Origin of the sequence: Nocardia panacis, assembly GCF_003598715.1 — a bacterium.
Lineage (GTDB): Bacteria > Actinomycetota > Actinomycetes > Mycobacteriales > Mycobacteriaceae > Nocardia > Nocardia panacis.
The window spans coordinates 161,500-181,739 of the sequence record NZ_QZFU01000006.1 but is presented as its reverse complement, the minus strand read 5'-3'; the positions used below and the strand labels follow the sequence as shown (position 1 = coordinate 181,739).

Below are 20,240 nucleotides of genomic sequence, written 5' to 3'. Positions count from 1 at the left end.
CGGGTCGATCCGATGACCCCGCGCGCCCGATTCGGCCGCCGCACCGGGCTGCAATGGCGCAATATCTACGATGATTCGGCCGCGTGGGTCGTCGAGCATCCGGAGGCCGCCGCACTCGTCGCCTGGATCGATGACTACCTGGTGCATCCGCATCCGGAGTTGGGTCGCGAGGGCGCGGTGTGTCCGTTTGTGCGCCAAGCGATCAGGCGTCGCACGCTGTGGGCGGCCGTGGTGGCGGGCGGCGACGGGCTGACCGCGACCCGGATGGCCGACGCGGTGGACGATGCCGTCGATATCCACCGGCAATTGCGCGCCGCCGACCCGGACGCCCTGCTCAGCTCGCTCACCCTGTTTCCCGGACTGTCCAGGACCACCCTGGTCGACGCGGTGCACGCCGCCCGCAAATCCGGTGTGGTCGAACAGGGCATGATGCTGGGCCAGTTCTATCCCGACTGTCCGGTGCCCGGCCTGTGGAATCGGGAGTTCCGCCCGTTGGACGCGCCGCTGCCCATGCTCATCATCCGCCGCATGATGAGCACCGATTTTCCCTTCCTCGCCGCGCGCAGCGACTGGCTCTACGCCTACTTGTCCACCGTCGCCCCGGATCTGCCGCGCAAACTGCGTCGATCGATCGCCGAACGGATACGAGTGGAAGGACCCGCCGCCGAAGCCATTACCGAGTTGCGGGTCCACGCACCGGGAGAACACGCCAGATGACCATCGCGAACTGGAGGCACGACATGGTGAAATCCGCACGCGGGCTGTGCGTTCTGCTGCTCGCGCTCTGCGCCGCCCTGCTCCCCGCCGCGCGGGCGCGCGCCGACGGGGAGGCGCGCATCCTCGATGTGCGCCCGCTCGGTGGCCGCGAATTCGAGGTGGTGGTGCACTCGGCCGCCATGGACAAGCCCATCACGGTGTGGGTTTCGCATCCGGGCGGCGCCGCGCCCGCGCTCTATCTGCTCAATGCCGTCGACGGCGGCGAGGACGGCGGACCGTGGATGCGGCGCACCGATGTGGCGCAATTCTTCGCCGACAAACCGGTGAATGTCATTGTGCCCATGGGCGGTCGGGCCAGCTATTTCACCGACTGGTTGCGCGATGACCCGGTGCTCGGCCGAAATCGGTGGGAGACCTTCCTGACTCGCGAACTGCCGCCGCTGCTGGACGCGCACTTCCATATGACCGGACGCAATGCCGTGGCGGGACTGTCGATGTCGGCGACTTCGGCGCTGAACCTGGCCATTGCCGCGCCCGGCCTGTACCAAGCCGTCGGCGCCTACAGCGGCTGCGCGCGCACCGGCGATCCGGTCGGTATGGCGTATGTGTTCTCGCAGTTGGCGCTGTATGGCGCGAATGCCGCGAATATGTGGGGCGAACCGGGAAATCCGGCCTGGGCCGAACACGACCCCACGCTGCGCGCGGACGTGTTGCGCGGCAAGGCGCTCTACATTTCCTATGGCACCGGTATGCCGGGACCGCACGAGAACCTCAACGATCCCGGCATCGACGGCAATCCCATGCGCCTGGCCGACCGGATCGCGGTCGGCGGGACCATGGAGACCGTCATCGGCGGCTGCACCCGCCCCCTGACCGACCGGCTGGCCGCACTCGGCATTCCCGCCACGGTGAACTTCCGTCCGGCGAGCACGCACGCCTGGGCCTACTGGCAGGACGATCTGCACCAGTCCTGGCCGCTGTTCGCGGGCGCACTGGGCGTATAGGCATGATCAACCGGTGACGGCGCGGCGGTAGGTGACGCGGTCGAATTCGCCGCCGTATTCGTCCACCGCGACCACATCCATCTCGCTGGAGAACACCCCCGGCCGGACGTCGATGCGCAGGAACGAGTAGTTGCGGAAACGCACCCGCGACCACGGCGCGCCCTCGTCCTGTTTGGTGCCGTCCGGGGTCCAGACGTAGCTGTTGGGTACGGCGGTGTCGGCGACCTCGCTACCGCGGAAGGTTTCCGGGGATCCGGGTTGGAAGCCGTAGCGGGGGCGTCCGCCGCCGCCGACGGTGTAGTAGACCGTGCCGTCGGTCTCGGGGTAGACGATGGAGTTGTCGGCGGCGACCTTGGTGGGCGTGCCGCCGCGCAGCGGGTCGGTGCGCTCGTAGACGTGATTGTGGCCCTGGAGCACCAGGTCCACCCGATACCGGTCGAACAGTCCCACCCAGGCGTCGCGCACGCCGCCGTCGCTGGCGTGCGAGTCGGTGGTCGAGTAGGCGCAGTGGTGGAAGAAGCAGACGAGGAAGTCGATATCCGGGTTCGCACGGTGCGCGGCGAGGGTGCGCTCCACCCAACTCGTCTGCGCCCCATTGGAATACCCGGTGTTGGCCTTGATCTCGTAGGAGACGTCGTTGGCGTCGAGGGACAGCACCGCGACATTGCCGTAGGTGAAGGTGTAGGCCGACGGACAGCCTGCCGGACCGCTGTCGGGGAGGTCGAGGCGCGCGAAATGTCCGCCGTAGCCCTGGTTTCCGTAGACGGCTTCCATATCGTGGTTGCCGGTGGCGAACATCCAGGGCGTCTGCGCGGCGCTCTGTTCGATCGCGCCCAGGTAGACATCCCACACGTACGGGTTGTATTTGTCGAAGCCGCTGGGCAATTCACCGCCGTGCGGTACGAAGCGCGCCTGTTTGCCCGCGCCGGAGGGGTCGGCGTAGGCGATATCGCCCGCCAGGATGTGGAAATCCGGGTTGCACGCGGCGATTTGGCGCAGCACGTTCGTGGCGTGCGGCGCGGTGGGATCGTTGTCGGGTTTGTAGTACCGATCGTCGTAGTCTCCGGGCACCAAATCTGCGGGCTGCGTGGGGGTTTCGTCGGTGCCCTGATCGCCCATCATGGTGAATCGGAAGGGCAGCACATCGGCCCGCCCGCCGGCCATGGCCGGTGCGGCGGCGCGGAGATCGCCCGTGAAGCCGTCGGAGGTGCGCCAGCGATAGTAGTGCGGCAGGCGGGCGGGGAGTCCGTCGACGGGGACGTGGGCGTAGAACTGTTCGGCCGCGAGGACGCCGCCGTCGGCGGTGGGCAGTTGGGTCACTAGATTGCGCACCTCGGCCTCGGCGGTCGCGCCCAGCGCGGGTGTCGGGCCGTGATCGAGGAAGACCTTCGCACCGTCGGGCCTGCGCGAGAGTTGCGCCGAGAAGCGCAGTTGACTGGCCGCGTCCGCGCCGTAGCCGACGTGTCGACCGCCCACCGCGAGTTGCGCGCCCTCGGCATAGGCGCGCCGACCGAAGGGGGAGCCGCCCACGGCGGCGACGGCGGCGGCCGCCGCGGCGCCGCGCAGGATATTGCGCCGGGTGACGGCGCGGCGGCGTAGATAGTCGCGATGCCAATCGTGCTGCTCGTCCATCGTCATGTGGGCTGCGAGGTGGGCGGGCACTCCGGTGTCTGGGATATCTCCGGCGGGATTGAGCGGCTGCATGGTCTTCAGATGCTGGTCCGTCGCGGCGGTGCGGGGCAACTCGGTGACTCCCGGTGCTGGACAAACATTGGATGAATTATTCCCGGACGCGCTGTCGCCGAAATATGCTCCGAGAAAATTCCGCGCGATGGGTCGATCCGCGCCGATCGGTTCCGACCAGGAGATGACAGCAGGTCACACGATATAAGGAGTGCGCCATGGACATCACCACCTTCCTCTGGTTCGACAGCGACGCCGAGGCCGCGGGCCGCCGCTACGCCGAGCTCATCCCCGACTCCGAGGTCACCGGCATCACTCGGCACCCGAACGGCGACGCCTTCGTGGTGAGCCTCGAGATCGGCGGCCATTCGGTCACCCTCATGAACGGTGGTCCGGGCCATCCCCAGACCGATGCCGCCTCCTTGCAGCTCATCGTCGACGGCCAAGCCGAGGTGGACCGCCTCTGGGACGCCCTGCTCGCCGACGGCGGCACACCCGGCCAGTGCGGGTGGCTCGCCGACCGCTGGGGCGTCAACTGGCAGGTGGTGCCCGCGGGATTGCCCGAACTCGTCTCCGGCGCGGATCCGGTCAAGAGTTCGGCCGCGGCCGCGACCATGCTGACGATGCGCAAACTCGAGCTTGCTCCGATTCAGGATGCCTACGATCGGGCCTGATCCGGGGTAGTTTGGCCGGTATGGAGCGCTTCGAGGGCGTGATCGAGCAGGCCGACGGCGGCGGCGCCTATGTGGCGGTGCCACCGTCGGTCATCGCCGCCCTGGGCGGTGGCGCGCGCATCCCCGTGCTGGCCCGGTTCGACGGTATCGACTACCAGGGTTCGATCGTTGCCATGGGCGCGGGTCCCTGCCTCGGCATGCTGAAGTCCATCCGTGCGAAACTCGGTAAAGGACCGGGAGATTCGGTCACCGTGACCCTTCGTCGCGAGACCGCCCCGCGCGCCGTCGACGTCCCCGAGGACTTGGCCGCCGCGTTGACAGCCGCAGGCGCCCGCTCTGCGTTCGACGCGCTCTCCCACACCAAACGTCGCGAAGCCGTCGAATCCGTCACCGCCGCGAAGAAACCCGAAACCCGAGCCCGCCGCATAGCGCAGCTACTCGCTCGACTCGGCTGAGCAGTGCCCAGCGGTCCATTTCGGCCGCTGGGCACAGGCATCCTATGGCAGCGTGAGTTCGGCGAACGAAGCGATCCAGCGATGGGGCGGGCGTGCGGGATTGGGTTCGCCGGGGCGATGCACACCGATGGCAGACCAGCCCGCCGCGACGGCCGCGTCGAGTTCGTCGGGGTGGTCGGACAGGAACAGGGTGTGCTCGGGGGCGATGCCGATGGCGGAGGAGATCTTCTCGTAGGAGGATGCCTCGCGCTTGGGACCGGCGTTGGACAGGTCGTAGTTGTCGGTGATCAGGGAGCCGAGCTCGCCGCCTCGGGCGAAGGCGAACCAATCCTGTTGATTGCGCACCGATCCCGAGGAGTACACATACAGTTTCAGTCCGGCCGCGTGCCAGGCGCGCAGCGCGGGCGGCACATCGGGGAAGAATTCGCCGTGCAGCGCGCCGGATCGGAAGCCCTCGGCGCAGATGCCGCCCTGCGCGGCCTTCAGTGGTTCGGCTTTGATATCCGAATCCAGCCAGCCGCGCAGGATCTCGGCCACCTCGTCGGTATCGGCCTCGGGGCGGGACGCGAGCTCGCGCGTCTCGGCGAGGATGGCCGCCGCCGCGCCCGTGCGGTTCTCGGCCAGCCACCGCGCAAGCTGCTGCCGCGTATAGCCGTACAGATCCTCGCGGACCGAACTCGTTGGGCTGGTGGTGCCTTCGACATCGAGGACGACGGCGCTGCTCATCGGGCCGCCAGCAGTTCGTCGAGGGTCGGGAATCCGGCGCTGATCTTGTCGCCGGAGAAATCGCCGACCCAGCCGTCCTCCTCCTCGAAGAAGCGGATGGCGATGAAATCGGGACGGTCGCCCATATCGAACCAGTGCAGGGTGCCTGCGGGCACCGACACCAGGTCGCCCGCCTCGCAGACGGTGGCCAGCACCTCCGAACCCAGGTGCAGGTAGAAGCAGCCGCGTCCGGCGGCGAAGAAGCGCACCTCGTCCTCGGCGTGCCGGTGCTCGTCGAGGAACTTCTCCCGCGCGCCCTTGGCGATGGCGGGCCACTGCGGGTTGGCGTCGTCGGGGTGGATTCGCGCGATATCGATGTGCTTGTAGCGGCCGGACGCATTGAGCTCGGCGACCTCGGCGCGGTAGCGCTCGAGCAGTTCCTCGGAGGGGATCCGCTCGGGTTCGTCGAGCACCGGCCAGTGCGCGTAGGTGACGCCGTACTCGCCGAGTTCGGCGGCGATGACGGTTTCGTCGGTGGTGCGGACCCGGACGTCGGCCGCGTTGTCGGCGGACATTACCTGGAGCAGGGTCATCTCAGTCCAATCTCGAGGGCGGTGGCGCGCGGGGCGGCGGTGCCGGGCGCGACCGTACTGTCATCGGTCGAAGCCGCGAAGGCGGTGCGGCGTCCGGTGCGGGCCACCAGCTCGCACAGCGCCTCCAGGCATTCGGCGCGGTCGCGCGCCTGGGAAAGATTCTCCCCCCACGTGGTGATCCCGTGTCCCGCGATCCCCAAAACCGGTGGCGCGTCCGGATTCTCGCGCAGGTACCGTTCGATATCGGCGCCGATGCGGGGGACGTCGGGCCAGTTGGGGAAGATCGGGATATCGATGGCCGCCGGATCCGGACTGCCCAAGCCCTTGATCAGCTCGAAGTCGGTGATGCGCAGCGTGGTCACCGCGTCGGCGGCGCCGGTGAGCGTGGCGAGGGTGGTCGCGTACGGCGGGTGCACGTGCACGACGGCTCCGGCGGGCCGGGTGCGGTAGACGGCGGTGTGAATCGTGGTCTCGGCGGAGGGCTTTCGCGTCTGATCCGGGAGCGGCGCGGAATCGGCGACCCGCACGGTGACCATGTCGGCGGCGGTGAGCTCACCCTTGGACAGTCCGCTGCCGGTGACGATGGCCCGCTCGCCCGCACGCACGGAGATATTGCCCGCCGTGCCCGCCATCCAGCCCTGCCCGTACAGTTCGCGGGCTATCGCGGCGATATCGCGGGATGCGTTGTCGCCACGGGACTCTCCGTTCGAGTACACCACGCCGCACTCGGTGACCACGGCGGTGACCAGTTCGGCGGGCGTCACATCGAAGGCCGGATTGAATACCTCGGTCCCGGACGGCGCGGTCGACACACCGCCGAATCCGGTGACCTCGTCGGCGGCCCGCTGCTCCACCACGATCTGCCCGCCGGTCGCCGTATTCGGGTCCCTGGTGGATTCCGGGGCCACCACAATGAACGGAATGCCGTGGTGGCGCGCCGCCAGTGCCAGCCCGTAGGTGCCGATCTTGTTGGCCACGTCGCCATTGGCGGTGATCCGGTCCGCACCGACCAGGACACAGTCGACCTGACCGGTGGCCATCGCCCAGGCGGCGGCGGAATCGATGGTGAGCCGATGCGGGATACCCGCCTCGGCCAGCTCCCACGCGGTGAGCCGCGCGCCCTGGAGCAGGGGGCGGGTCTCGTCGATCAGCACCTCTGTCACCGCGCCGCGCTCGGCCAGCACGCGCAGGGCGCCGATGGCGGTGCCGAAGGCGCTGGTGGCGAGACGACCGGTATTGCAGTGGGTGAGCAGCCGCAGCGGGCGACCCGGCCGCAACCGCTGCACCAGGTCGGCCGCGTGGGTAGCCGCCGCCCTGTTGACCCGGCTGTCCTCGGCGACCATGGCCAGTGCCTCGTCCAACATGGCCTGCGCGCCCGCGCCGACCTTGGTCAGCACCCGGCGCACGGCCCAGGCCAGATTCACGGCGGTGGGTCGGGCGGCGGCGATGCGCTCGGCCTCGGCCTCGACCCGCGCGGTATCGATCGCGCCGTCGACGGTGTGCGCACGGGCCGCGATGACCACGCCGAAGGCCCCCGCGATCCCGATGGCGGGCGCACCGCGCACCGCCAGGGTGCGAATGGCCTCGATGACCTCGTCCACGGTGCTGAGCCGCAACTCGCGCGCCTCGTGCGGCAGCCCGCGCTGATCGATGGTGGTCAGTGCGCCATCCACCCAGGTCAGAGAGCTGTCATCCATCAGGCGCATCCTTAGGTCGCGAACCGCATCGAGCCTGGTGCACGGTATCCGACGCGCTCGCCCCGCCGGAAATCCGGTGCGGCCCCCGGCCGCGACTCCAGTCAACCCGCGATCGGGTGCGAATGCCGGCTTTCCGCGCCACGTGAATCGAATTCGGCCGGGCAGTCACATCGGCCGCGCGGTCGCCGCCGGACACGGCGACGCCGCCGATCCGCACGGGATCGGCGGCGTCGCCGGGAGAACTCAGATCATTGGTGACCGGGGCGCTGGGTGCTGCCCATGCCCTGCTGCTGCTCCTGCTGCTCCTGGCGCTGCCCCTGCCCCTGACCCTGACCCTGGCGCTGTTGCTGCTGCTGGCGCTGCATCTGCTTGGGCATTTTCTTAGGCGTTTTCTTCTGTTTGTCAGCCATCTCCACACGGTCCTTTCCGGGGATAGGTATTCGCCCAAGGCAACACACTAGCCAGTGCCCGACCGCGGTGTTGGAAATGGCCGGAAATAGCTGAATTACCGGCCGAAATGGCGTGTCGTCACGGTTTTCGCGCCTCGATGAGAAATCGACTGGAATAGGCGATGAATGGGCCGTTCTCGGCGATTTCGGCATACATCTTGCGCAAGGCTTCGCCATAGCGTTCCGGGGTGAAATCGGGCACCATCCACGGCACCTTGCGCAGGAAGTAGACCACCGCGCCGATATCGCGGAATTCCACCCGCAGCCGCTCGACCCGCAGATCGGTGACCCGCAGGCCCGCCGCCTCGGCCGCCGCCACATCGTCGTCGGGATGGCGGCGACGGCGCACCGGAGGCGACTGCGGGCCGATGAACCACTCCACCAGTTCGAAGACGCTGGCAGGCCCGACATGCTGGGCAAAATAAGCCCCGGACGGGCGCAGCACCCGCGCGATCTCCGACCACCACGGCGCGATCGGATGCCTGCTGAGCACCAGATCGAAGGCATCGTCCCCGAAGGGCAGCGGCGGCTGCGGCGCGACGGCCACCACCACCGCGCCGCGCGGATGCAGCAGTCGCGTCGCCCGCTCGATATTCGGCGGCCAGGATTCGGTGGCGGCCAGCAGCGGCGGGAATTTCGGCGCACCCGCCAGCACCTCGCCGCCGCCGGTTTGGATATCAAGCGCCGCATCCGCTTTCGCCAGTCGCTCGCTCATCAGGCGCTGATAACCCCAGGACGGACGCTGTTCGGAGGCCCGGCCCGCGAGCCAATCGAAATCCCAGCCGTCGATCGGGGCCGCGGCGGCCTCGGTCACCAATTGCGTGAAATCATCGGACATGTCAGCGATTATCGGATCGGAATTCGTCGAATGGCAACCGAAATCAGGGGCGCAGCGGCAGGAATTCGACCGGATCGCCGTCGCGCGCGTCGGGCGGCACCACCGCCAGGCCATCGCGATCGATCAGACCGCCGAGGTGGGCGGTGCGGATATTCGGATCACCGAACCAACCCCCCTGCGGCGCACCGCGCACCGGGACGACGCGCGGGACCGGACCCGAGATCGCGGCGGCGTTGTGTAGGGGGCCGAGCACCGGGCGGCTCGGCCGACGCGCGGTCAGTCCGTCGACGATCGCCGGGGCCAGCGCCGTCAGTGCGGCGACCGCCGCGAACGGGTTGCCCGGCAGGCCGAGCAGCACCGGCCCGTCGTCGAGCGCGGCGACCAGGGTCGAGCCGCCGGGTCGCAAACGCAAGCGCGGCACCAGGATGCGCGCGCCCGCCCGCGCGACGGCCGCGCGCAGCTGGTCGGCCGCACCGCCGCCGGTCGCGCCGACCACCACCAGCAGGTCGCACTCCGCCGCCGCGGCGAGCACCTCGTCGAATCCGGTCGGGGTGTCGCGCAGGTGGGTTCGATCGATCGTCCGAATACCGTGTTGGGACAGCAGATCCGGCAGAATCGGTCCGATCGAGTCGCGGGTCTGCCCGGTCTGCAACGGACCTGCCGACCGGATCTCGTCACCGGTCATGATCAGGCGCGATCGCACCGGGCCGCGCACCGGCGCCGCCGTCACCTCGACGCTCGCGGCCGCCGAGATCAGCATCGCGTCGATAGGGGTGCCTGCGTCGGCGATCAGGTCGCCGGGCCTGCGGTCCTCGCCGCGGTGCCGGATATCGTCGCGCACCGGCGTATCCGGTCGTCGGGACAGGGTCTCGCCCGCGACCCTGGCGAACTCGTCGCGCACCACGGCGGTGGTGCCGTCCGGAACGTGCGCGCCGGTCGCGATGCGCACCGCCTCACCCGAGAGCAACCCCACGGGGCGCTGCCCACCCGCGAATCCGATATCGCGCCGCAGTCGCCATGGGCCATCGCCCGCCACGGCGTAGCCATCCATGGCCGAGACATCGAAGCGGGGGAGCGGACCCGCCGCGCGCAGGGGCTCGGCGAGGGTCGCGCCGCGCACGAGGTGGAGTTCGGCGTGGTAGACGACCAGTCGGGTCAGTTCCGCGCGCAGCGTGTCTCGTGCCTCGTCGAGGGAAAGCGGCGGCCGGTCGGCGCTCGGGGGATCCGCAGGAGCGGCGGGCGCGCCATTGTGGTCGTGCTTGCCCGACCCGTTTCCCGCGCTGGACACTCTGGCGCCCGCGGTGCTCGGTGCGTTCGCCGCTGCTGCCGCGGCGGTGCGATTCTCTGGTGCGGATCGGCGACCGGAAGCGGTGAATTCGTCGCGTTCGGGCCGAATGCCGGTGGACGAGTCCGGTGCGGATCGGTCCCGATGACCGTCGGTGGCTACCGGCTCGACCGGGAGACCGTGGGATTCGGTGTCCACCAGCGCATTTCCGCCGGTGGCGACGGCGGCCCTGGCGCGCAGGACCGCTTCGTCGGTATCGCAGTCGGCGATACCGGGGACGGAGATCAGCACCGTCTCGGTGGGGACCAGCGCCTTCATCGGCTGATTGATCGGCGAATCCAGTTGCGCCATGGCGTCTTTGAGGGCGGTGCGCCGCCAGACGCCGATCAGGTACTGCGGACGACCGGAATCGTCGGCGGCGAAGAGGGCCTCCGCGCCGGTCTGCTCGGCGCGGCGGACGAGTTCGCAGACGGTCCATTCGGTGAGGAAGGGCAGATCGGCGGCGAGCACGACGATCAGGGGCGCGGCCTCGGCGCCGAGCGCGGCGAGGCCTGCGGCGATGGCGGCCACCGGACCCGACCCCGGCGGCACCTCACGCGCCTGCCGGATGGCGGGATCGAGTTCGGGGCGGTGCGGTCCGACCACCACGGTGTGCCCGCAGTGCGCGACCGCGGTGAGCGCCGCGTCGAGCATGCTGCGGCCGCCGATGACGATCGCGGGTTTGTCCACGCCGCCCATTCGGCTGGCCCGCCCGCCTGCCAGCACGATGGCGTCGGCTGCCCTCATCGGGCGCGCCCTGAAAGCAACCGCATGGTCCAAATGCTAGTTACTGCGCGGCGCGCAGTGGGCCGTCGGCGGGCGCAGCACGCGGAACTCGTTGGTTTCCGGGTCGGCGAGGGCCAGTCCCGGCGCGCCGCCCGCCTCCGCGATCCGCGTCGCGCCCGCCGCGCACAGCCGCGCCGCCTCCGCGTCGGGATCGCCGGGAAAGGCGGACAGATCGAACTGCAAGCGGTTGCGGCCGGATTTGCGGTCCGGATTCCGGACGAACTCCAGCCAACTGCCGAGCCCGGTGGGCGGGCGAAGACCCGCCGTGTCGCCGTCGGCGTGGATCAGCGGCCAACCCGATGCGGCGGACCAGAATTCGGCGAGCCGGACCGGATCGCCGGTATCGACGACAATGGCCGCCACCGCGCCGGTATCGACATATTCCTCGCGGGGTTCGAGCACGCAGAACTCATTGCCCTCCGGATCGGCGAGCACCTCCCACGGCACCGCGCCCTGTCCGATATCGATGCGCCGCGCGCCCAGCGCCAACGCCCGATCCACCTGTAGTCGCTGATGATCCAGCGACCGGCTCGACAGGTCCGGATGGATGCGATTCTTGCCGGATTTGGCCCGCGCGGCGGGCACGAAGGTGAGCGCGGGACCCGGCCCGTCCGGATCGCACGGCGCGATATCGATGCGATCCGGTCTGTCCAGCGCGACGATCCAGCCGAGCAGGTCGGCCCAGAACCGCGCGACCAGACCGAGCCGGTCCGCATCGAAGACGACGCATGCCAGACGGGTGGACATCCCACCACCGTAGTCGCGGCCCCACTGTGTCGTTATGGATTCGCCGCGAACGGGAATCGCGCCGCGCGCAGGTCCACCCGGTCGTCCAGGATCGGCGTGCCCTCGGCGGCGAGCAGCGCCAGTTGGCGGTGGGCCAGATGGGCGGCGGGGCGGCCGCTCGCGCCGATCACCCGGTGCCAGGGCAGATCCGCGGCGTCGGTGCGCATGATCCACCCGACGGTGCGCGGGGTGGACAGTCCGGCCGCGGCGGCGATATCGCCGTAGGTGGCGACCCGGCCCGGCGGGATCAGCGCGACCAGTTCGCGCACGCGCTCGATCTCGGCGTCGGAGGTGGGCATCTCACTGCCCGCGCACCAGAGCGGCGACCTCGTCGGCATGGGACTGCACCACCATGTGTTGGCAATCCCATTCCAACACCGTGAGATTCGCGCCCTGGTGGGTGACGAGCGCGGCGCGGAACTCGGGGGTCACCATCGGGGGTTGGGACCGCATCGCCTGCACCAGAACGGTTTTCAGTTCCGCGGGCGGAACGACGAACGGGCGGGCCAGTTGACCCCAGTAGGCGGTGGTCGCGGCGAGGTTGGTGCGCCAGGCCACCCGTCCGTTGTCGGTGGGGACCAGATGCTGAGCCAACTCCGCCTCGAGCAGGCGGGGATCCGCGTCGTCCCAGCCGGTGGCCAGCTTGTCGCGGCGGGCCGCGTCCCGGTCGGCGTAGTCGGGGGCGGCCAGCGAGGCCAGCGCGATCATGGTGAGCATCTGCGGATCCAGCGCGACCGCCGGGTCGAGCAGGATGAGCCGGTGGGCCAGATCGGGGCGGCGCCGCAGCAGGTGCAGCGCGCACGCGCCGCCGAAGGAGTGGCCGAGCAGCAGCACCGGACCGGTCGATTCGGCCTCGACCAGTTCGAGCAGGTCGGCGCTGATCGTCTCGAAATCCCAGGGCGGCAGCGATGTCGACGCGCCGTGCCCGCGCAGGTCGGGGGCGATGATCCGGTATTCGGGCAGGCGTTCGGCCAGCGCGGCCCAGCGCAGACCGTGCCCGGTCAGTCCGTGCAGGGCCAGAATGGTCGGCGCGTCGGCGGGGCCGAATCGGTGCACATGAAGCTGAGCCACCACACCATTGTGGCGTGTGAGCTCGGGCACGGTCGGCTGTGGGCGGTGCGGGGGACCGAACGGTCTGTCGGAGGTGTCTGTTGCAATAGCCCGTGTGGTGCGATCGGATAGCGCGGTGCGACTTGTTCGCCGAAGTGTGGCGGCACCCCCGGCTCGGACCTGGGGCGCCGAGGTGCGCGCGCTGTTCGAGGCGCTGGAGCGCGGCGGTCCGCCGCGTCCCGGTTGGTCGCCATGGCAGGTGCTCGGCGGGCCGGGGACGGGCAAGACCGCGCTGCTGGTCGAGCTGGCCGCCGGACGCGTCGCGGCCGGAGCCGATCCGGAATCGGTGCTGGTACTGACGCATTCCAAGCGGGCGGCGGGCGCACTGCGCGATGCCGTCACCGCCCGGCTCACCCCTGCCTCCGGGAGTGCGGGCGGGGTGCCCGGCGCCACCCGCGAACCGCTGGTGCGGACCGTGCACTCCTACGCCTTCGCGGTGCTGCGCAGACACGCCGCCGCGCACGGCAATCCGCCACCGCGTTTGCTGACCGGCGCCGAACAGGATGCGGCACTGCGCGAAATGCTGCGCGGCGAGCTGGCGGATATGGCCGAGGGCGCGCGCGGACTCTGGCCGCAGCGACTGCGGCCCGCACTCGGCCTCACCGGATTCGCCGAACAATTGCGCGACCTGCTGCTGCGCGCCACCGAACGCGGACTCGGACCGGAGGATCTGATCCGCCTCGGCCGCGAGCACGACCGCGCCGAATGGGTCGCGGCGGGCCGCTTCGGACTGCGCTTCGAACAGACCATGCTGCTGCGCTGGTCGGTCGGGGTGACAGCGCCCGAAGCCACCGCGCCCGCCCTCGACGCCGCCGAATTGGTCGGCGCGGCGCTGGACGCGTTCGCGGGCGACGCGAATCTGCTCGCGGCGGAGCGCAATCGAATCCGCTACCTGCTGGTGGACGACGCCCAGCATCTGGACCCGCAGGCGGCCATGCTGATTCGCGCGCTCGGCGCGTCGGCGACCACAGTGGTGGCGGGTGATCCGGATCAGGCCGTCTTCGCCTTTCGCGGCGCGGATTCGCGCTTCGTCGCCGATCCGGGCGCCCCGGAGCAGCGACGTATCGTGCTGCGGCGCAATCATCGTGCGGGTGCGGCCGTCCAACTGGCGCTGGCGCGGGTCGCGGCGAGGTTGCCGAGGAGTGCGCCGCACCGGGTCGCGCCACCTGCCGCCGATACCCGCCCCGCGGCGGACGGCACCTCGGTTCGGGTGCGCGTCTTGGCCACGCCCGCCAAGGAGGCCGCGTTGATCGCCGATCATTTGCGGCGCGCGCATCTCACCGGGGGAGTCCCGTGGTCGCGGATGGCGGTGATCGTGCGGTCCGTGCCGCTGTCGCTGGCGCCGCTGCGCCGCGCCCTGATCGCGGCGGGAGTGCCGGTGCAGCAGCCGGTCCTGGATACACCCCTGGCCCGCCGTCGCGGCGCGGCCTGGCAGCTGTTGGCGCTGCGCGCCCTGCTCGCCCCGGACCGCGATCCGGACACCTTCACCCCCGAGGACGCGTTGGACCTGTTGGCGGGTCCGCTCGGCGGCGCCGACCAGATCGCGCTGCGCAGGCTGCGGCGCGGAATCCGCCGCAGCGTCCTGGAATTCGAGCGCACCCATCCGGCCGCGCCAATGCCCCAACCGGAGCTGATTCCCGATCAGGAGCCGATTCCCGATCCTGAGCCGGCACCGGAACCCGAAGCCCCCGAACGGTATTTCACCGATGCCGCACGCATCGCGGACGAGGCGGACTGGTACGGGATCGACGACGGGTGGACTTCCGGTGATGATCGAACCCTCGCCGAGTCGGCGGCAGCGCCGCGCGCCGCCGAGCACGCGACCGCGGGCGGTGTCGCCGCGCCGCGCGTCGACCCGGCGCATGCGACCGAGCGGATCGCCGAGGCGCGGTCCGAGGACGACTGGCTCGACGGCAATGCGTCCACACCCCCGCTGATCGATATGTCCTCGGCGGAGATTCTGCGGGATCTGTTCGTGGGGGTGGGGAATCGCGCCGTGCTCGCCGGGCTCACCGATGTGGAGGCCGCGCCGCTGCGGCGGGTGCTCGGCGCGCTGGATCGGGCGCGTCTGGCGCGCAAGCGCGGCGGTGGGCTCGAGGATGTGCTGTGGGCGCTGTGGACGGCCTCGCGGTTGGAGCGGCGCTGGGCCGCGCAGTCGGCGCGGGGTGGCGCGGGCGGGATGCAGGCCGATCGCGATTTGGACGCCGCAGTCGGCCTCTTCGACGCCGCTGCCGCCTATGTGGATCGGTTGCCGCGCGCGAGTATCGCCGGATTCGTGGAATACCTTGTCCAGCAGGAGATTCCGCTGGACAACGCACCGCTGACCGCGCCGGGCGATGCGGTGGCCCTGCTGAGCGCGCACGCCGCGGCGGGCCGGGAGTGGGATGTGGTGGCGGTGGCCGCCGTGCAGGAAGGGATCTGGCCCAATCCGCGGCCGCGGGGCACGCTGCTCGACACCGAGGACCTGATCGACCTCACCGCAGGCATCGCGCCGGGCGAGCGGGTGAGCCGGGCCGCGCCGATCCTGGCCGAGGAACGCAGGCTGCTGCTGGTGGCGTGCAGCAGAGCGCGGCGCTCACTGTTGGTCACGGCCGTCGAATCCGCGTCGGGGGAGCGGGATCTGGTGCCGTCGCGGTTCCTCGCCGAACTGCTCGGCCACGACGACGCCGCCGAAGCCGGTGCGATACCCGTCCTCGATCCGGGTCGCGCCCTGGTGATGCACGCGCTGGTGGCCGAATTGCGCGGTGTGGTCTGCGATCCCGAGGCGGACCCGCAGCGCAAGGGACGCGCCGCGCACCAGTTGGCGCGACTGGCCGACGCGGGTGTGCGCGGCACCCACCCCGACGAGTGGTACGGCACCGCCGACCTCAGCTCCACCGAACCGCTGTGGGGGGACGACGAATCCGCCGTCGCGCTCTCCCCGTCCACGGTGGAACTGCTGCGCACCTGTCCACTGCGCTGGGCGCTGGAGCGCAACGGCGGCACCGACGGCGACAATCCGCACGCGGTCAAAGGCAATCTGGTGCACACGCTGGTCCAGGCGCTGGCGGGCCGAGTCCCCGAGGCCCAGGTGCGTGCGGCCCTGGAACGCACTTGGGCGCAGGTCGATTCGAGCACCGGCTGGCACTCCCGCCAGGAACGCCGCCGCACCGAGGCCATGCTCGAGACCTTCATGGCCTGGGTGCGCAACACCCGAGGCGAGCTCACCCAGGCGGGGGTGGAGGTCCCCGTCGACTGCGTGCTGCCCGCCCGCGCGGAAGACGAACGGCCCGTGCGTATTCGGGGCCGCGTCGACCGCCTCGAACGCGACCGCGACGGCCGCTTCGTCATCGTCGATGTCAAAACCGGCAAGAACCCGGTCACCAAACAGGCCGCGATCGACCACGCGCAACTCGCCACCTACCAGGTCGCCGCCGCCCTCGGCGCACTGGACCCAACCGATGAGGGGGCGGCGGGCGCGGCGGATTCCGCCGAGGCAGTGGAGGAATCTTCCACCGGCGCGGACGAATTCGCCGGTCCGAGCAGCGGCATCGTGGGTGAACCGGGCGGTGCTCGACTGGTGTATGTCGCCAAACCGAGCAGCAAAGAGGGGGCCACGCAGCGAATGCAGGCGCCGCTGGACGCGGCGGCGCTGCGAACCTGGCGGGACACCATTCACGAGGCGGCAGCGGCCACCCGCGGCCCCAGCTACCTCGCCATGCGCAATGACGGCTGTCGCCACTGTTCGGTGGCGGGCAGTTGCCCGGTGCGCGACACCGGGAGGCAGGTGACCGACGAGTAGTGGCACCGGTAACCCCCCAGCGAATAGCCGACGCACTCGGCCTGCCCACCCCGACCGATGAGCAGGCCGCGGTCATCGCGGCCCCACCGGGTCCGACACTGGTGGTGGCGGGCGCGGGCGCCGGGAAAACCGAGACCATGGCCGCGCGGGTGGTGTGGATGGTGGCCAACCGGCTGGTGCTGCCGGATGAGGTGCTTGGCCTCACCTTCACTCGAAAGGCCGCCCAGCAGTTGACTTCTCGCATCCGGACCCGGCTGGCCCGCCTGGCCGGATCGCCGCTGCTGCGCGAACTCGACCCCGCCGGCGGTCTGCGCGCCCAACTCGCCGGGGCCGAACCGGAGATCAGCACGTACCACTCGTACGCGGGGCGTCTGCTCTCCGAACACGGTCTGCTGCTTCCGGTCGAACCCGCCGCGACCCTGCTCACGCAAACGCAGTTGTGGCAACTCGCACACCAGGTCGTGCGGACCTGGGACGGGGACCTGGATACCGAACGCACGCCGGTCTCGGTCACCGAGGCGGTGCTCGCCCTGTCGGGTCAACTCGCCGAACACCTCGTCGAGCCCGAACAACTCGCCGAGGCCCACACCGAACTCGACAAACTCGTCAACACCCTGCCCGCGGGTCCGCGCCAGCGCGGCGGCCCCAGTCAGACATTGCGCGCCATCGTCCAGGCCCAGCGGGAACGGGTGGCGCTGCTGCCGCTCGTCCTGCGCCTGGCCGAGGCGTTGCGTCGGCGCGGCGCACTGGATTTCGGTGCGCAGATGTCGCTGGCCGCGCGCCTCGCGGCCGAACATCCCGAGGTCGCGACGGCCGAACGCCGCCGCTTCCGTCTGGTCCTGCTCGACGAATACCAGGACACGGGACACGCCCAGCGCATACTCCTTGCCGCCCTCTTCGGCGGCGGTCCAGTGGAATCCGGTTCGCCCGCAACGCACGACCACGATTCGCCCTCTGGGGGCGAAGTGTCGCGTTTGGCAGTCACCGCTGTCGGCGATCCCATGCAGTCGATCTACGGTTGGCGCGGCGCCTCGGCGGCCAACCTGCCGCGATTCGCCACCGACTTCCCCAGCGCCCCTGGAGTTCCCGCCCCGACGCTGCCGCTGCTGACCAGTTGGCGCAATCCGCCCGAGGCGCTGGCTTTGGCGAATCTGGTGGCGGAACCGCTGCGGCGCAACGCCAAGGCGGCAGGCGGGGTGACGGTGGACGCCCTGCGCGCCAAACCGGCGGCCGGGCCGGGAATCGTCGCGCTCGCGCTCACCGAAACCGTTGCCGAGGAACGGGATTGGGTCGCCGATCGGATCGCGGCGGAGTGGGCGCCCGCGCGCCTCGGGGGTGACCCGCCGCCGACCTCCGCGGTGCTGGTGCGGCGCAATGCCGATGCCGCGCCGCTCGCGGAGGCCCTGCGCGCCAAGGGATTACCGGTCGAGATCGTGGGTCTCGGCGGTCTGCTGGCCACGCCCGAGGTGGCCGATATCCTCGCCACACTGCGACTGATCGCCGAGCCCGGTGCGGGTAGCGCCGCGATGCGGGTGCTCACCGGGGCGCGCTGGCGGATCGGCGTGACCGATCTGGCGGCGCTGGCCCGCCGCGCCAGGGATTTGTCCATCGGTCGACCCCGCTCGGGGGAAACGACGGAGATCACCGACGCGGCGGCCTTGGACGGCGCGTTGCGCGAGGTCGCTCCGGAACCGGCCGAACAGGCCGGGTTGGCCGACGCCATCGCCGATCCCGGTCCGCAGGAAGAATATTCGGCCCTCGGCTACGCGCGCATCGAGGAACTGGGTCGGGAACTGTCACTGCTGCGCGAGCGGAGCGGTCAGCCGCTGACCGAACTGGTCGCCGATATCGAACGCACCATCGGCGTCGGGGTGGAGACCCAGGCCAGGCGCGCCATGTCCGGGACCGGCGCGGGGCGCGAACATCTCGACGCCTTCGCCGAGGTGGTCGCCGGATACGCGGCCGACTCCGGCGCCTCGCTCGGCGGGTTGCTGGCCTTCCTGGCCGCCGCCGAATCCGTGGAGAACGGTCTGGAACCGGGCGAGGTGGAAGTGGCGCGCGACCGCGTGCAGGTGCTGACCGTGCACGCCGCGAAGGGGCTGGAATGGGCGGTGGTGGCCGTACCGCATGTGGTGCGCGGCGTCTTTCCCTCCGGCGCCGCCTCGGGCACCTGGCTCGGCGCGCCGGCCGAATTGCCGACCAGCCTGCGCGGTGACCGACAACAGGAGGATTCCGCCGATGGCGTCCCCGTCCTCGACCTGTCCGACGTCGGCGACCGTGCCGATCTGGAGCGCGCCATCAAGGCGCACAAGGAGGCGCTGGAGGTGCGCCGGATCGATGAGGAACGCCGCCTGTTCTATGTCGCCCTCACCAGAACCGAACGCACCCTGCTGGTTTCGGCCCACCACTGGTCGGAATCCGGTAGTTCGCCCAAAGGTCCGTCCGATTTCCTTTTGGAACTGAAGTCGGCGAACGAATCCCCCGACGGCCCGGCCACCGGCGTCCTCACCGTCGACCACTGGGCCGACGCCCCGGAACCGGACGCGGTCAACCCGTTCACCGACAACCCCGCCGCCGCCGAGTGGCCCCGCGACCCCCTAGGTTCCCGCCGCGATCCCATCGAACAGGGCGCTGCCCTCGTTCACGCCGCCCTCATCGAATTGCGCTCGCACAAAACCGAACCGGACCGGCAAACATCCGATCCGACCCGACTCGACGACCTGAGCCCCGAATTCCTGCCGGAACCGCCCGACGATCCCGACCACCCACCGGAGTTCGAAGATCCTGACCTCGATTTCCCACCGGAGGACCCGGACTTCCCCTTCGGCCCGGCCGAACTCGACGACCAACCGGGCAGCAATCCCGACGACCCCGAAGGCTGGGCCGCCGACGTGGACGCCCTGCTGTCGGAACTCGCCTCCGCCGAGGCCACCGCACGGGAAGTCGAACTGCCGGGCCAACTCCCGGCCACCGCCCTGGTGGAATTGCGCGCCGACCCGGCGAAACTGGCCGCGCGCCTGCGTCGTCCGCTGCCGTATCCGCCGAATCCGCTGGCCCGCAGGGGAACCGCGTTCCATGCATGGGTGCAGCGCTGGTTCGCTTCCAGCGGTCTGCTCGGCTTCGATGAGCTGCCCGGCGCGGCCGACGGCGGTGCGCCCGAGGCGGCCGACGCGGATCTGACCCGGATGCAGGAGGCATTCCTGAATTCGGCCTGGTCGACGCGCACGCCGATCGAGGTGGAGGTGCCGTTCGAAACCTCCCTGGCGGGCACCGTGATTCGCGGTCGGATCGATGCGGTGTTCACCGAGCCGGGCGGCGGTTGGCTGGTGGTGGACTGGAAGACGGGTGCGGAACCGAAACCGGCCGAGGAGTCCGCGGTGGCGGTGCAGTTGGCGGTCTATCGGCTGGCCTGGGCGCGTTTGATGGCCGCCCGCACCGGATCCGATGAGCGATCGATGCTCGAAAAGATCGGGGCCGCCTTCCATTACGTGCGCACCGGTCGCACCATCGCACCGCGCCACCTGGCGGGGCCGCGGGAGTTGGCCGAACTGATCAGAACTTCCGCACCCGCCGAGTGATTCGACACCGGACCGATCGCGTCGGGAGCGGTTTCTCGGCGGATACCCGGTAGGCTGCGG

At 70.4% G+C, this 20,240-nt stretch carries 16 protein-coding genes; 7 read left to right on the top strand and 9 right to left on the bottom strand.

The annotated features are described in order from the left end of the window. Positions 1-12: 12 nt before the first annotated feature. A complete protein-coding gene (locus tag D5S18_RS01200; protein ID WP_120037033.1) occupies positions 13-717 on the top strand; it encodes a DUF6875 domain-containing protein in 705 nt (234 codons plus the stop codon). 23 nt (positions 718-740) lie between these two features. Continuing rightward, positions 741-1,721 (top strand): alpha/beta hydrolase, encoded by a 981-nt coding sequence (locus D5S18_RS01195; RefSeq protein WP_120037326.1) that lies wholly within the window; start codon positions 741-743, stop codon positions 1,719-1,721. Between the two features lie 6 nt (positions 1,722-1,727). Here D5S18_RS01195 and D5S18_RS01190 read toward each other — a convergent pair whose 3' ends face one another. After that, positions 1,728-3,425, bottom strand: coding sequence for a metallophosphoesterase (locus D5S18_RS01190; protein WP_120037324.1), 1,698 nt, complete (start codon positions 3,423-3,425; stop codon positions 1,728-1,730). A 197-nt stretch (positions 3,426-3,622) separates the two neighbouring features. On the opposite strand from D5S18_RS01190, the gene D5S18_RS01185 reads away from it, so the two are divergent. Together D5S18_RS01185 and D5S18_RS01180 are read left to right on the top strand one after the other, a co-directional pair. Further along, entirely contained in the window at positions 3,623-4,078 is a 456-nt protein-coding gene (locus D5S18_RS01185) for a VOC family protein (RefSeq protein ID WP_120037031.1), read from the top strand. Between the two features lie 20 nt (positions 4,079-4,098). Next, positions 4,099-4,533, top strand: coding sequence for a YdeI/OmpD-associated family protein (locus D5S18_RS01180; protein WP_120037029.1), 435 nt, complete (start codon positions 4,099-4,101; stop codon positions 4,531-4,533). Between the two features lie 42 nt (positions 4,534-4,575). Here D5S18_RS01180 and mtnC read toward each other — a convergent pair whose 3' ends face one another. The 3 genes from mtnC to mtnA are packed head-to-tail and all read right to left on the bottom strand — an operon-like array spanning position 4,576 to position 7,528. Continuing rightward, the gene (gene mtnC, locus D5S18_RS01175) at positions 4,576-5,259 is read right to left on the bottom strand and encodes an acireductone synthase (protein ID WP_120037027.1); all 684 of its coding nucleotides are present in this window, start codon (positions 5,257-5,259) and stop codon (positions 4,576-4,578) included. Continuing rightward, the gene (locus D5S18_RS01170; RefSeq protein WP_120037025.1) at positions 5,256-5,831 is read right to left on the bottom strand and encodes a 1,2-dihydroxy-3-keto-5-methylthiopentene dioxygenase; all 576 of its coding nucleotides are present in this window, start codon (positions 5,829-5,831) and stop codon (positions 5,256-5,258) included. Before D5S18_RS01170 ends, mtnC begins: the two co-directional genes overlap by 4 nt. Then, positions 5,828-7,528 carry an S-methyl-5-thioribose-1-phosphate isomerase gene (mtnA, locus tag D5S18_RS01165; RefSeq protein ID WP_120037322.1) on the bottom strand — a complete coding sequence of 567 codons (1,701 nt, stop codon included), beginning with the start codon at positions 7,526-7,528 and terminating at the stop codon, positions 5,828-5,830. The genes D5S18_RS01170 and mtnA overlap by 4 nt, the downstream gene beginning before the upstream one ends. A 254-nt stretch (positions 7,529-7,782) precedes the next feature. On the opposite strand from mtnA, the gene D5S18_RS34300 reads away from it, so the two are divergent. Continuing rightward, positions 7,783-7,989, top strand: a complete 207-nt coding sequence (locus tag D5S18_RS34300) for a hypothetical protein (protein WP_147403802.1) — start codon at positions 7,783-7,785, stop codon at positions 7,987-7,989. A gap of 67 nt (positions 7,990-8,056) precedes the next feature. Here the strand turns inward: D5S18_RS34300 and D5S18_RS01160 are convergent, their stop codons facing one another. The 5 genes from D5S18_RS01160 to D5S18_RS01140 are packed head-to-tail and all read right to left on the bottom strand — an operon-like array spanning position 8,057 to position 12,782. Beyond that, complete coding sequence (locus D5S18_RS01160; RefSeq protein ID WP_120037023.1) at positions 8,057-8,815, bottom strand: methyltransferase domain-containing protein; 759 nt, start codon at positions 8,813-8,815, stop codon at positions 8,057-8,059. A 43-nt stretch (positions 8,816-8,858) separates the two neighbouring features. Further along, positions 8,859-10,886, bottom strand: a complete 2,028-nt coding sequence (locus D5S18_RS01155) for an NTP transferase domain-containing protein (protein ID WP_239003456.1) — start codon at positions 10,884-10,886, stop codon at positions 8,859-8,861. A 36-nt stretch (positions 10,887-10,922) separates the two neighbouring features. Next, positions 10,923-11,672 carry a VOC family protein gene (locus tag D5S18_RS01150; protein WP_120037021.1) on the bottom strand — a complete coding sequence of 250 codons (750 nt, stop codon included), beginning with the start codon at positions 11,670-11,672 and terminating at the stop codon, positions 10,923-10,925. 32 nt (positions 11,673-11,704) lie between these two features. Then, positions 11,705-12,010 (bottom strand): MGMT family protein, encoded by a 306-nt coding sequence (locus tag D5S18_RS01145; RefSeq protein ID WP_120037019.1) that lies wholly within the window; start codon positions 12,008-12,010, stop codon positions 11,705-11,707. A 1-nt stretch (position 12,011) separates the two neighbouring features. Continuing rightward, a complete protein-coding gene (locus tag D5S18_RS01140; protein ID WP_120037316.1) occupies positions 12,012-12,782 on the bottom strand; it encodes an alpha/beta fold hydrolase in 771 nt (256 codons plus the stop codon). Positions 12,783-12,897: 115 nt separating this feature from the next. Between D5S18_RS01140 and D5S18_RS01135 the strand changes: the two genes are divergently transcribed. Further along, complete coding sequence (locus tag D5S18_RS01135; RefSeq protein ID WP_239003455.1) at positions 12,898-16,602, top strand: ATP-dependent helicase; 3,705 nt, start codon at positions 12,898-12,900, stop codon at positions 16,600-16,602. Then, entirely contained in the window at positions 16,602-20,180 is a 3,579-nt protein-coding gene (locus D5S18_RS01130) for an ATP-dependent helicase (protein WP_120037017.1), read from the top strand. Before D5S18_RS01135 ends, D5S18_RS01130 begins: the two co-directional genes overlap by 1 nt. Positions 20,181-20,240 lie beyond the last annotated feature (60 nt).